13 protein-coding genes are annotated in these 14,081 nt (G+C 41.2%); 1 reads left to right on the top strand and 12 read right to left on the bottom strand.

The window, feature by feature from the left end:
• Positions 1-22: 22 nt before the first annotated feature.
• From V1500_RS04915 to V1500_RS04865, 11 genes are all read right to left on the bottom strand, one after another.
• Positions 23-2,161 (bottom strand): transglycosylase domain-containing protein, encoded by a 2,139-nt coding sequence (locus tag V1500_RS04915; RefSeq protein WP_409304471.1) that lies wholly within the window; start codon positions 2,159-2,161, stop codon positions 23-25.
• Positions 2,162-2,623: 462 nt separating this feature from the next.
• Positions 2,624-3,313 (bottom strand): zinc metallopeptidase, encoded by a 690-nt coding sequence (locus V1500_RS04910; protein ID WP_409304470.1) that lies wholly within the window; start codon positions 3,311-3,313, stop codon positions 2,624-2,626.
• A gap of 431 nt (positions 3,314-3,744) precedes the next feature.
• A complete protein-coding gene (locus V1500_RS04905) occupies positions 3,745-4,719 on the bottom strand; it encodes a sporulation protein (RefSeq protein WP_409304469.1) in 975 nt (324 codons plus the stop codon).
• 348 nt (positions 4,720-5,067) lie between these two features.
• Positions 5,068-5,337: a 2TM domain-containing protein gene (locus tag V1500_RS04900; RefSeq protein ID WP_409304468.1), complete on the bottom strand. Its 270-nt coding sequence runs from the start codon at positions 5,335-5,337 to the stop codon at positions 5,068-5,070.
• Positions 5,338-5,474: 137 nt separating this feature from the next.
• Positions 5,475-6,848 carry a nucleoside recognition domain-containing protein gene (locus V1500_RS04895; RefSeq protein WP_409304467.1) on the bottom strand — a complete coding sequence of 458 codons (1,374 nt, stop codon included), beginning with the start codon at positions 6,846-6,848 and terminating at the stop codon, positions 5,475-5,477.
• A 2-nt stretch (positions 6,849-6,850) separates the two neighbouring features.
• Complete coding sequence (locus tag V1500_RS04890) at positions 6,851-7,540, bottom strand: FeoB small GTPase domain-containing protein (RefSeq protein ID WP_409304466.1); 690 nt, start codon at positions 7,538-7,540, stop codon at positions 6,851-6,853.
• Entirely contained in the window at positions 7,533-7,769 is a 237-nt protein-coding gene (locus V1500_RS04885; protein WP_409305915.1) for a ferrous iron transport protein A, read from the bottom strand. Before V1500_RS04885 ends, V1500_RS04890 begins: the two co-directional genes overlap by 8 nt.
• Before the next feature lie 190 nt (positions 7,770-7,959).
• A complete protein-coding gene (locus V1500_RS04880) occupies positions 7,960-8,850 on the bottom strand; it encodes a cation diffusion facilitator family transporter (protein WP_409304465.1) in 891 nt (296 codons plus the stop codon).
• Positions 8,851-9,534: 684 nt separating this feature from the next.
• Positions 9,535-10,950 carry a SpoVR family protein gene (locus tag V1500_RS04875; protein ID WP_409304464.1) on the bottom strand — a complete coding sequence of 472 codons (1,416 nt, stop codon included), beginning with the start codon at positions 10,948-10,950 and terminating at the stop codon, positions 9,535-9,537.
• Positions 10,951-11,064: 114 nt separating this feature from the next.
• Complete coding sequence (locus tag V1500_RS04870; RefSeq protein ID WP_409304463.1) at positions 11,065-11,388, bottom strand: DUF3889 domain-containing protein; 324 nt, start codon at positions 11,386-11,388, stop codon at positions 11,065-11,067.
• A 65-nt stretch (positions 11,389-11,453) separates the two neighbouring features.
• Positions 11,454-11,633 (bottom strand): hypothetical protein, encoded by a 180-nt coding sequence (locus V1500_RS04865; protein ID WP_409304462.1) that lies wholly within the window; start codon positions 11,631-11,633, stop codon positions 11,454-11,456.
• Between the two features lie 126 nt (positions 11,634-11,759).
• Here V1500_RS04865 and V1500_RS04860 point away from each other — a divergent pair, with 126 nt between their 5' ends.
• Complete coding sequence (locus tag V1500_RS04860) at positions 11,760-11,999, top strand: YhdB family protein (protein WP_409304461.1); 240 nt, start codon at positions 11,760-11,762, stop codon at positions 11,997-11,999.
• A 145-nt stretch (positions 12,000-12,144) separates the two neighbouring features.
• Here the strand turns inward: V1500_RS04860 and V1500_RS04855 are convergent, their stop codons facing one another.
• Entirely contained in the window at positions 12,145-13,689 is a 1,545-nt protein-coding gene (locus V1500_RS04855; RefSeq protein WP_409304460.1) for a GNAT family N-acetyltransferase, read from the bottom strand.
• Positions 13,690-14,081 lie beyond the last annotated feature (392 nt).

The raw sequence follows: 14,081 nt of genomic DNA, 5'->3' as shown, positions 1-14,081 counted from the left end.
TGCTCTTTTGGTTCGTAAGAGGTTAATGGCCTTTTTTCTCCTTGCCTTTTTTTCCTTTAGTTTTTTTAGACTTGGCTTCTTTTCCCTTAAGCTTCTTACTTATTTTTTTCTTCTCGGCTTGTTGCTTCAAGCTGGCTGCAGACTTGGGCGCCGGAGGCAGGACATCCGGTTTAACGCCTTTGATATATAGCTCATTCCGTATTTTTTCGACTGATGCCGGCTGGACGAAAGGCTTCCTATCCGTGGCGAATTTTTGCAGCATCGCCTTAAAAATATAATGGGAGACCTTCGTATCATCCCCAACCATATAGTTCCCTTTTCCGTTCCGGACATATCCAGTCCATACTGCCATCGTATACTGTGGTGTATATCCGGCAAACCAGCTGTCATTGGTAGCATTTTTCGGATAACCAAATCGACGGATTGTCTGGCTGTCAAAGTTGGTCGTCCCTGTCTTTCCCGCAAGATCCAGTCCAGCAATCTTTGCCCTTTGGCCGGTACCATTTGGTGAATTGATTACTCCGCGCAAGATATCCGTAATCATATAAGCCGTGAAATCCTTCATGACACGCTTTTTCTCCGGAGTAAAGTCGATGGTTTTTCCGTTCGAAAGCACAACATTTGATACAAAATGCGGCTTAGTATAATCTCCATTGTTCGCAAAGGCACCATAGCCCCCTGCTAATTGAACAGTCGATACAGGATTGCTCCCGATTGAGAAAGATTCATAGACAGTGTCATCCGGATAGGTTATTCCCAGAGCTTTTGAGAATGTTTTTGCCTGGTCCAATCCAACCTCCTGCAAGGTTTTCAGTGCAGGGATGTTCCGGGACTCTACTAGTGCATTCCTTATCGACATGGAGCCTTTATAATTCTTATATACATTTCGGATTGGATCGCCATTTGAATACTTATAAGGTTCATCCTTTATTTGGTGATAGGTTGACCATTTTAAATATTCGATTGCAGGTCCATAATCAAATATAGGTTTAAAGGTTGAACCCGGCTGACGTTTAGAATCTATAGCCAGATTGCTTCCGCGAAAGGTTGCCCTGTATTCTTTCCTGCCGCTCCCTATAGCCCTGATTGCACCGTTTTTTGAATCCATGAATGTAAAAGCAGCCTGTAAACGGTCATTAGGATAACGGACAATTTTCCCTGAGTCCATGATGGAATCAGCATATGCCTGCATCGTCTGGTCTAGAGTCAAGTAAATCTTTAAACCATCTGTGTTTATATCAACACCCTTGATTTTGGACTCCACTTCTTTTACCGCTGCGTCCAAAAAGGCTTGATAAGGCATTCCTCCATCCTTCTTCTCTTTCACTATGCCTTCCGCTACCGGAACCTTCCTGGCATCCTCCATTTCCTTTCTCGTAATATATCCCTGCCGATGCATAGATGCTAAAACAATGTCGCGGCGTTTAGTGGCAGCTTCCATGTTTTTCGGGTTGCTGGGGTCATAGTTATTTGGACTTTGCGGCAGCCCGGCCAGCATAGCAGCCTGCGGAAGAGTCATGTCCTTAAGTTTGTCCACTTCCAAGCCATAGTAATTATTAGCCGCAGCTGCAAAGCCGTACGAACGATTTCCGAAATTTATCTTATTCAAATACATGGTAAGTATCTCTTGCTTTGTATATTGCTGCTCCAGCTTAAGGGCCATATACCATTCCTTCACCTTTCGTTCTATCGTTTTATCCCGGGTAAGGAAGGAATTTTTCACCACCTGCTGGGTAATGGTGCTTCCACCCTGGGAACCGAACCCGCCTGTGAAGTTTTCATAGATTGCTTTTGCCGTTCTTTTAATATCGATTCCTGAATGCTGGTAAAAACGGCTATCCTCTGTTGCAATTACCGCTTCTTCCAACACTTTGGGAATTTGCTCATATGCTACCTTTGTGCGTTTTTCCATTCCATATTCGTGGATGAACTCGCCATTACGATCATAAAATTTTGTTGATAGTGGATCTGCCAGCCTGGATGTGTCCATTTCAGGAACTTTTTGTACAATGGAATTAACAAAACCTGCACCAGCAGCCATGACAAAAATAGCCGCTAAGAACAGGCTAAGTATGACCTTTGCCGCTACCCCCATCTTTTTCCTTGTCTTCCGTTCTTGGTGTTTTCTTTTTCTATCTTGCCTTGTACGGTACTCCGCCATTAATGATTCACCATTACCTTATTTTTTAGTCATTTGATATAAACATACTGTTGTCACTTTCCGATTTTTAAGATCCATATAGACTTCTTAAAATCTATCTATCTGTAAATTTGTTTATATCCAATCTACGCTTCCGCCATGAATGACATTCACAAGTATTAACTGCACTTTACACCTGAGGCTATGCAGCTTTTCAAAATATGTTTGTTTAATTATGATATGAAAACGCATCTTTACTAACTTAGCAATTAAAATACCACTATATGATGATTCGGAAACATTTGCATCCGATATGGGGGTCTTAGAAGAAGTTTAAATTATCTTCCTATTTAATAAATTGCTAAAAAAAATCCTGATGCTGACGAAAAAAAATAACCAGAGAGAATGGAACCCATTCTCTCTGGCATTGACAAAAGACATTTTGCTTTCATTCCTAGCATTTACCGTAGACTCTTATATCTACTATTCTTCGTCCTGATTTCCCTGGAAGAATATCATTACATATTTTAGCAGCTCCAAAAGTGAGATCAGTGCCGCAGCTACATAAGTAAGCGCCGCAGCATTCAGCACTTTGTTTACGCCTTTTTCTTCATCATTGTAAATTAATCCTTCTGCCAGCATCAGTTTTCTCGCTCTTGAACTTGCATTGAATTCCACTGGCAAGGTAATTAATTGGAAAGCAACAGCTGCCGAGAAGAAAATGATTCCTAATCCTATTAAAGAAAAGTTCTGGAAGAAGAATCCTCCCAGCAATAGGAACGGAGCCACTCCTGATGTCAGATTTACAACCGGGAACATGCGATGACGCATTACAAGTGCACCGTATGATTGTTTATGCTGGATTGCATGGCCAACTTCATGGGCGGCTACAGATACAGATGCAATTGAAGCTCCATAATATACTCTCTCAGATAAACGTACGACACGGCTAACCGGATCATAATGGTCGGACAAAGCACCTGGTACCACTTCAATCGGAATGTGACTTAATCCATTACCATCAAGGATTCTTCTGGCAACATCCGCACCAGTTAATCCGGTTCTTGTAGGAACGTCAGCCCACTTATTAAAATTGCCCTTTACTCTGAACTGGGCCCATATCGATACTCCAAACGCAATCAGGATCAAAAAATCCATAGGATGAAAAAACATTGAACATTCTCCTTTCAAAATCATCTAAACTAGTTATTGCTTTTTTTATCATAGTTGATATAATTTCAAATCCTCGCTATTGATCCATCACGTCTCCCGGACTCCTTTTCAGGCATGACATCAAGTTTTGCCTACTACTCCTTTTGACGGGCACAATCGTCTTTCTGCAGCCGTATATCCAATAAGGAAATCTGTTCCGTCGAATTAAAAAATGGCTCTCACCGTCTCCGGTAAAAGCCATAAATAAAGACCTTTACCAAAGAGATTGATAAAGGTCTTGCTAACAACTAAAGTTGCCAGTAAAGCCGAGAGTTTACACTCTGAAATGACGACTATACTGTTAAAGCTACTCCCCTTTAGGAGATAGTATGCGATTGATTTAATATTATTTTATGCAATTCCATAAAGTTTGTCAACGGTGCTGACTTGAGTCATACATCTCCATCATCAAAGCCGCCAAAGTCATCGCCATATGAATCATCTGCATCAAATGAATCTTCATCCATGCCCAATTCGTCTGCAGCTCCCTCGAACATTTCACCGACATTAAGGTCGTCAAGCAGTTCACTTAGAAGTATACCGCCCAATAATCCAGCCCCCATTCCTCCAATCATTCCGCCTACGCCTCCACCGAGCTTATGGCCTGATTGAGAATATTGGTTTCGGAAGGAAAAATCGCCTGTGAACAATTGAGGCTGGTCAAGGAGTTCTGTAATTTGATCAAGTAAATAATTTGATAAATTTTCCGGTTCCTCTATTAGGCTGTGGTCAATATCAAACTCTTTCCTGGCTTCCAGTTCACGATAGCCATGTCGAATATCTACTTCCATAAACACATGCTCTCTGCCATTTCCTGAGGAAACCCTTATCTCTAACTCATTCAGCTGGCCCGTAAACTGTAGTGTAGGAAAAAACGAAAATTCCTGCCCGTACGTATCGACCTTGCCAGATGTAGGTTTTTCCCGAAAGCCCAGCGAACCAAGTGCATTGAAAATAGCTGCCAGTTCTTTTGGAGCCTCCAATACCAGCGGATCTACTTCGATATGATCCAATCCTCCCTGGATATCCAGATGGGTATCAAAGTAATAAGAGATCGGTCCTCTTGTTAAAGGAAGATCATGCGGTATAGCATAGCTAAAGTTAAAAGTCTTTTCTTCCTTCGCTTTTATCTTGAACGGTCCGCTCAATGGCACTGCAGATACCTGTTTTGTCACATTTTGACCATTTTTTGTGCGCACTCTAATCATCAGGCGTACAGATAATTCATTGATAAGCTGTTCTACCTCTCCCCCATGAAGAATTACTTCACCATGTAAGGTTTCACCTGTAAAATACGGCTTGTTTTCGTAACGCAGATCAACAATTGCAGCCCCTTTACCAAGTTTGGCCATTATTTTTTTGAACATTCCTGTATCAGCTCCTGTCTTTTTTATTAATTTTGTTACACATGATAATGCTTTGGCAATTATGTAAACCACTTTATGTAATGTTCCATGGGCAGTTGTTTCTAAAGATTGCTATCTGTAAATGAAATTATACCCCATGCTCAGCAGATGTACATTGCACATGCTTTAGATTAAAAAGGGAATTTAAACCGGAGGAATAAAAAGCCTCCTTTATAGCAAAAAATGAAGGAGGCTATGCGGAGATTTATTTAATTTAAGCAGATATTTTAACTCAGGTTGTCTTGCGTATAGAATTAATTAGCATAACTGTGTGCGTCAGATGTAACCCAGTGCTTTGGCTGCATATTTTTATCTATCCTTCTCCATATATTCCTTGATTTTACGTTCTTCCCAATCTGCGCCTAAACTTCCGTAGAACAACAGAGAAACACCGTGTACCGCCAGACCGATTCCCCAGCCTCCAAGTGGATACAGAAACCACCAATTCCCGGCATCCGAACTAAGATTGATGGCAAAAAGCATGATATTCACTAAAACATACACTGTCAAATGAATATAGAAGGCCTTTAAATTTTGTACTTTCTTTTTCGCTCTAATGTATTTTTCATCCTGCTCCATATAAGTCCTCCTATCTTTTTCTTCTATCATAACCCAAATTCCAGAATTTTGTATATTTCCCATCCAACTCTCTGCTTCCCCTGGATACTTAAACAGAGGATGCAATTTTATCCTTTCGTGGTTTATATATCATCCACCTAGTTCCATCCGAACAGCCTTGCTGTCTGGGTGATGGTAAAGGGTATGATAATGGCAATAGCAGTTGGAATAAGGAAGGCCAAAAAGGTCCACTTCTTACTTTTTGTCTCTTTATATATATTGATCAATGTTGTTCCGCACGGATAGTGGAGGATAGAAAACAGCATCATATTTAATGCCGTTATCCACGTCCAGCCATGATCCAGAAATATTTGCTTTAAATCTACGAGACTATCAACTTCGGTAAGCGAGCCTGTGGAAAGGTATCCCATTAAGAGAATCGGAAGAACAATTTCGTTTGCCGGTAATCCTAATATGAAAGCCAGCAATATATAGCCGTCTAATCCGAGCAGTTGAGCAAATGGGTCGAGAAAATGTACCAGGTACATTAAAATGCTGGTATCACCGATGTATATATTTGCAACGACCCACGTGAGAATGGCTGCAGGTGCCGCGACTTTCACCGCACGCACTAACACTGACCAGGACTTAGTCAGGGATGACCGAATCACCGTGTCAAAAATCTTAGGGCGCCGGTATGGAGGCAGTTCCAAAGTATAATGTGTGGGCATGCCTCTCAAAACTGTTTTTGATAATGCCCAGGAGACAAAGAATGTTACGATAATCCCGAAGATGACAAGGGCAACGATAACCCCGGTTGTGACCAGGGATTTCATACCGCCGGAAAAGTTGGCTGCCATGAAAAGAGAAGCCAATACAATCAATGTTCCCCATCGGCCATTGCATGGGACAAAATTATTCGTCAATATGGCAAGCATTCGCTCTCGGGGAGATTCAATGATACGTGTCGAAATTACAGCAGCGGCATTACAGCCAAAGCCCATAGCCATTGTTAATGATTGCTTTCCATGGGCACCTGCTGTTTTAAAGATCCGATCCAAATTGAAGGCAACTCTCGGCAGATATCCATAGTTCTCCAGCAACGCAAATGTTGGAAAGAATATGGCCATAGGCGGGAGCATAACACTGACAACCCATGTGGTGCCCCTATATAAACCTGGCACGAGCAAGCCGTATAACCAATCAGGTGCTTGAAACATATCGAAGACTGATTTTAAGTGCCCTTCCAATGAACCGAAAAATTCAGCCAGCATGGAAGAAGGTATATTTGCTCCTGCAATGGTTATATAAAATACTGCACCCAGCATAAGAATCATGACTGGAAATCCCCATACAGGCGAGGTTAGGATGGCATCCAGCCGTTCTGTCCTTGTATCCCTTTGAGATTGGGGATAGATCACTCCTTCTGCACAAAGCTGCCGGCTTCTATCATAGAGGCTGTGAACAATATCGTCTCTTAATTTTGGGGTAGACAGCTGTTGTGCCTCGGCAAAAAGATGTTCAAGTCCCATGTTTATTCCTCCTTGGCTGTTAAGCGCTTATTGATTTCACCCAGCAATGCTTCATCTCCATCCAGCAATCTTAAGCAAACCCATCGGGAGGAAAGCTGACTTCCTATTATCCTGCTTACCTCTGGCTCAAGCCTTCTGATGCTTTCTTCGATTTCCTGGTTATACTTGGTTTGTACAGGTCTGCATGCAATGATCCCGCTTGCCACGCGTTCTATTGTATCTAATAACATAGAGAATCCTTTTTTATCCCGCGCCGATATTTTAACGACTGGGACGCCTAACCGCTTCATTAACAATCGTTCATTTATCTTAATTCCAAGTTTTTCTGCTTCATCTATAAGATTGATGCACAGGATTACTGATTCAGTCATTTCAACCACCTGCAGTGCCAGATTCAAATTCCGCTCTAACGCCATGGCATCAACCACAACTACTGTCACATCCGGTTTTTCAAATACGATATAATTCCGGGCCACTTCTTCATCCTTTGAATTTGAAAACAGGGAGTAGGTTCCTGGAAGATCTATTATATTGTATTTATTTCCGTTATATTCGATTGCCCCCTGTGCAAGAGACACAGTCTTTCCAGCCCAATTTCCCGTGTGCTGCCTAAGACCTGTAAGAGCATTAAATAAGGTAGTTTTCCCTGTATTCGGGTTACCCGCCAGCGCAATTGTGTAGATTTTATCCATGATGGATCAGTTCCCCTTCAATATTACTGCTCTCTTCTCTCCTTAGAGCAATCGTGGTCTGGCTGACACGGAATGCAATCGGATCTCCTAGAGGGCTTCTGCGGATGACTTCCACTTCGGCACCCGGAACAAAACCTAAATCCAATAACCTTCTTCTCATTACTCCTCCAAGATGAATTGCAGTAATTCTAATTACATTTCCCATTTCCCCTTGGTTCAGGCTAATCATGTTACATTCACTCATCATTGTTTCCTCCTTTTTATTTTGTTTCCCTTACGCAACTTTTGATTTAATTATATGTACAGTTCTTAAAATTTGCCACTTTTTTGTAATTGCAGGCTCGGGCAAAAAAAAACCCTTCATTCGAAGGGCTGAAGTGCTCTCTTATAAAATTTATATTGCTTTGTGCTATCAAGTGTCACTCTGGGTAATACGGGTTTAGGTGAATCAACACCTCTTCTATGTTCTGGTATTTTTCCATCAGTCTCTTTTTAATTTCCCTGGACAAATCATGCCCTTCCTTGATCGTTTTGCTATGGTCAATGGAAATTCTTAAATCGACCAATACATAATGTCCATGCTCCCTCGCCCTGATTCTGTCAATCCGTTTTACGCTGGGAAACGCCATGACAACTTGTTTATATTCTTCCAGAAGTTCCAGTTCAATATTACGCTCCAATAAAATATCAAAGGCTTCTTTGAGCATTTTTCTGGCTATGTTGAAAATTAAATAAGCAACAATGATACTGGCTACTTTATCACCATACAGCAAAATATGGATATTAAGCTTGTCTCCAATAATCGAGAGCAGCACTCCAGCCGCGGCCGCAATTGAGGCAACGATATCTGCTTTATGGTCGTATGCAATGGCTTCAATTGCTTTACTATTTTGTTCCCTTGCTTTTCTTAAGGAATACCGATATAAATATTCTTTGGCTGCATAGGAGATGATTGCTACCCACATCGCCAGCATGCTCGGTGTTGTAATCGGGTGAAAGAATCCTTGTATTGCTTCGTAAATAACATAAACAGACACCAAAAACAAAATGATACCGACCATTCCAGAAACAATGACCTCTGCTTTTCCATGTCCATATGGATGCTCTTCATCTGCCGGCTTATTTGAAATTTTTATAACCAGTAGCACTATAATGGATGCAAATACGTCTGCGGCTGAATGGATTCCATCTGCAAATACCGCATCACTGTTCCCATATAAACCTATTACCACTTTTCCAATGGTCAATAGGATATTACAAATAACACTAATCCAGGCAACCTTCTTGGCCAAAGACTCTCTTGTTCCCATTTCAGCATCCCCCTAACAATCAACCTACGTATCTTATCAAAATAAAGATTGGTGGGTCTAGAGAAACATAATTGCGTTTTTTTATTATTTTAAACAGGAGGAAACTCTTTAAACTTCTCTAAAAAAAGTTGCGTATACGAAAGTTTTATTGAAGTAAATAAAACATTGAATATTGATTGTATACAAAGAAGCAGGAATATGTTATTCGCTGCCTTTAAAGGCAATATTAAAGGCTGACAAAAGGCGATTTTATTACCACCCTGCGTCAGCCTCATAAATGTCGGACACTAATAATCAAGCCGTCCAACATTCTCGGGCAATGATACCTGGACTTTTTATAATGGCTGAAATCAACAAATTTCCTTGGTACGGTATTACAAGCACTGTTTGGACCTAATCCAGCCAGACCGTTCAGTTTTCTTGTGAAACAACTCTCCTTCCCTATTCTTCATCAGTCATCATCCCGTTACCCAATTCCAGTATGAATCACTTCCATTCCAGCTCCAGCAACTTCAATCCATGCATGCCGACTTCCCTGATGACATGTTTAGTTTCCCTTTTTGCAGAGATTTATATTAGCAGGTCTCTTTTATCGGATATTGTTTTCCAAGCGCTGCCTGCGTCTTTCTATGGACATAAAAAAAGTTACCTTTTTATAAGGTAACCGGGTCAATAATTTTTTGTTTAAATATACTTCTTATGAATACCTTTTCCATCAAAACTAAATACGATTTCTTTGCTTTCCATTGTAGTTTCCAGATGCACCGGACGTCCCCAAAGCTGACGAATATAGGGCAATACTTTTTCCAGATATTTCACATCCAGTTCAATTCCCTCGTAGGAATGCTTGATGTACAGCTCTCCGTTACGTAAATAGTCCCCGTCAGTTACTGTTAAATACGGAAACCCACCATTGACACGCATGCTAACAAGCTGGTCGCGAACGTGCTCCCAGGCCTTATCGACTATTTTATAATCTTTTCCTTGCTTTTGAAACAAATACATATCTTCACGATGAACAAGTTCTTTTGTTAAATAGTTGCGTAAAAACGAAATATCGGATTCGATTTCCCGCACTTCAAAAATCTTCTCACGTCCTGATCCAGGCTCTACTCCCCTCTTCTTCATCTCTTCTGTAGGATTATCATATCTCTCTTCAATATATTCCAAAATCTTTAACCCCAGGTAATATGGATTGATGCTGGTTCTCGATGGCTGGACGACTCCCGCATTCAGTTTGGCAAATTCAATTGATTCATCCGAAGTTAGATCCAGCTCTCGCAAAATACGCTGATGCCAGTAGGAGGCCCACCCTTCATTCATGATTTTTGTTTCAAGCTGCGGCCAAAAATATAGCATTTCCTCCCGCATCATGGTCATGATATCGCGCTGCCAGTCCTCAAGCTCCCGGCTGTATTGTTCGATAAAAAGCAATATATCTTTTTCTGGGCGCGGCGGAAATTGCTTTGGCAAACGGGACTTTTGTTTTGGCTGAACTGTTTTTCCATCCAGGTCCCAAAGGTCATCATATGGTGAAATGACTTGCTTTTGATCTCCCTCTTCTTCCTGGTCTTCCATACTCCAGGCCAGCTTAGGTCTGATAAGTGAAGGATCGATATGCTCCTCGATCGCAAGTACAGCATCCAGAAATTTTTCCACCTCTTGCTTGCCATGCAATATTTCGTATTGGCGAATTCGGTCTGCCGTTGCTGCCATACTCTCGACCATATCACGTTTGGTATTTTGGAACCTAATATTGTTTTTAAAGAAGTCACAGTGGGCAAGAACATGCGCGACTATCAATTTGTTCTGGATCAAAGAATTGGAATCCAATAGAAAAGCATAACAGGGATTAGAGTTGATAACCAATTCATATATTTTGCTAAGGCCGAGATCGTAGTGGAGTTTCATCTTGTGGAATTGTTTTCCGAAACTCCAATGAGAAAATCGAGTAGGCATTCCGTAGGCACCAAAAGTATAAATGATTTCCGATGGACATATTTCGTAGCGCATAGGGTAAAAGTCCAAGCCAAACCCTTTAGCAATTTCTGTTATTTCACTTATAGCATATTCAAGTGCTTTTTGTTCTGCATGATTCATCCGCTTCTCCCCTTTTTAAACAATGTATGTTTGAAGAAATGGAAAATGACGCAATAAAGAATATCTTTCAAAGAAAAAAGGAATAGCTGTACGCTAATCCTTGACATTTCCCCGTTATGGCCGAGGTGCCGGTGTTCTTTCTGCTATTGTCACCTGGGTAACTTTATCATCCCTTACTCGATGCCTGACGATGACATCGACCGTTTTAACTTGTCCCCGTTCTCTGACAGTAAATCGAAATGAGTCCTCAACCTGCCCATTTCCCAAATCCCTTCGGCCTTGATATTGATAGTCGGTTACAGGTTCTCCAGGGTAGTCGGACTGTACGATCCCCAATGCGGTCCTTCCATACTTTTCATATTGGGCGGTTTGCGCTTCTGCCATATGTCCCTGCAGCAGCATACAAATGATAAAAACGAATGCAAAAATTCTTTTCATACCTGACCTCCTGTTTGGTTTTGATTATTTTGCAACAAAGGCCACGAAATTATTCGCCGTCTCCCTTAGCTCGGCAAAATACGGCCATCGCGTGCAATGCGGCCAGTCCATCCATAATAATATTTTTCAGGAGCCCTCAAACCATATTCCATGTTGTCATATGTATAAAGAAAGGAAGGAATAATCATTGGCTCGTTAAACAGAAAATCAACTGACCCGGTCATTTGATGAGGAAACTGGTTCATGCATGCCGTCCTTTATACAGGTAAATAGAAACATTCACGATTTATCCCCATCCCCACATTTTGTATAGAAAGCCGGGGCTGTTTTTCGACCAAACTACTACTACACTCCTTTAAGGAGGAGAGAAAATGAACAAAGTTGATTATGACCGGGCGCTGTTTTATACTCATCGATCCGAGTGGGATAATTTACTGATTTTGATGGTTAGGACGAAGGATAATTTCTTATCGAAAAAGATAGAGTATTTTCTGCACGCATACCATTTCGAAAAAGACAACACAGTTTTGGAGCGCCATTTATATGCTCTGCTGCGATATTTGGACCATGCAGCGGAAATGACATCAAACGATATATATCTGTACGGGTAACTTATATACGTTCAGAAACGATATAGCTATTGTTTACAGGCATAAAGGAAAATATACGAATACTTTAGGCATTTGAGGATACTATGGCTGGTACTCCCGAATAGCGAAACAAAAAGAGGCTGACTTCACCGTCAGCCTCTATAATTTAGTCTTTTACATCGTAATTAATTTGGTAAATATCGTGCCGGCGATCCTTAAGCTGCCGTACGGTCCCTGATTGCCGCTGCCGCCTCAAAATCTCCAGGTCTACATCACCAATGAGTACCATTTCGATATTGGGATTCGTTTCTCCAACAATGCCATCGCGGGCAAATTCGAAATCCGAAGGAGCGAAAATCCCGGATTGCGCGTATTGAATATCCATATTTTCTGTTTGCGGCAAGTTTCCAACAGTCCCGGAAATGACCGTATATATCTGGTTTTCAATCGCACGGGCCTGCGCGCAATAACGGACTCGAAGGTAGCCCTGCCTATCCTCCGTACAGAAAGGTGTAAATATGATTTTCGCACCCATTTCTGTCGCAATCCTCGCCATTTCTGGGAATTCAATATCATAACAGATTTGAATGGCTATTCTGCCGCAATCCGTATCAAATACCCTTACCCTGTCCCCGGCGTTAATTCCCCACCACTTCCGTTCATTAGGAGTTATGTGGATTTTGTATTGTTTTTCAATTGTTCCGTCTCTTCTAAACAAATATGCAATATTATATATATTTTCATCATCTTCTTTTACAAAATGGGAGCCTCCGATGATGTTGACATTGTATCGGACTGCCAATGTTGTAAACAGTTCAATGTATTGCTCCGTAAATTCCGTCAGCCTTCTTACAGCCAGGCTCGGAGTTCGTTCATTTAGAAATGACATCAGCTGGGTAGTGAACAATTCAGGAAAAACCGCAAAATCAGCATTTGCGTCCGAAGCAACATCAGTGAAATACTCAACCTGGCTTGCAAAATCCTCAAATGATGAGATTTGCCGCATCATATATTGTACAACGCAGATCCTGACTGGCTCGGATGTTTTGAAAAATCTTTTCGTTTTCGGGTGATAATCCACATTATTCCATTCCATCAAGGTCGCATATTTATTGGAGGCCTTGTCATCGGGAAGATAATTTGGATTTATTCTCATTAAAGTAAACCCATTTAACAATTGAAAGGAAAGAACTGGGTCATAAATTTTATGAAGTTGAACTTCTTTCACATATTCTCTCGGCGATAATTGGTCGGCATATTTGTGATAATTAGGTATACGCCCTCCAATAATAATACTTTTTAAATTCAGCTGTGCAGCAAGTTCTTTCCTGGCTTCATACAGCCGCTGGCCAATCTTCATTCTACGGAAATCCGGGTGGACCATGATCTCGATCCCATATAAGTTATAGCCATTTGGATCATGGTTCGTAATATAACCATTATCGGTTACGTCATCCCAGCTGTGGCGATCGTCATACTCATCGAAATTTATAATCAAACTGGAGCATGAGCCGATTACTTTTCCATCATATTCTGCTACAAACTGGCCCTCAGGAAAGATGTCAAGGTGACTTTCCAGCTGCTCTCTCGTCCACGGTATCATGCCTGGGAAGCAAAACGCCTGCATGGTAATTATTTCGTCTATATCACTCTTTCTCATATTCCTTATTTCCATTTTTTTCTCGAATTTGTGTAAATCAAGCTTTGTCATTACATTGCTCTCCTTTATGCTACCTTTCAAAATCGGGGTACTATATCCTTTAGTTTTACCCGTTATGAAAAAATCTGAAACGAATTGGCGGGATCTGAATATAATTGCCCACCCATTCAAAGTAAGGCTCTTTGCAGTGCTTCTAGTTAGGCAGCCATAAGATCACACCCCCGCGCTGGAAGAGCTTAATGCAACCGCAGCAGCGCTGCTATATGCATTATATGTATGTTTTAGCGGTTCACTGCATTCAGTAAACTTGATTGGAGAAACTGCCACCCGAATCGCTGTGAATGATTGAAGCAAAATACCTAGCTGCCATGCATCGGCATTGTCGAACTATAGACTATAATCACATATATTTTACAGCGCCCGGTTATCCATAATATAATTTT

Source organism: Peribacillus sedimenti, from assembly GCF_046237635.1.
Classification (GTDB): Bacteria; Bacillota; Bacilli; order Bacillales; family DSM-1321; genus Peribacillus; species Peribacillus sedimenti.
The sequence above is the reverse complement of the archived record's forward strand: the minus strand, read 5'-3'. Positions and strand labels throughout refer to the sequence as shown.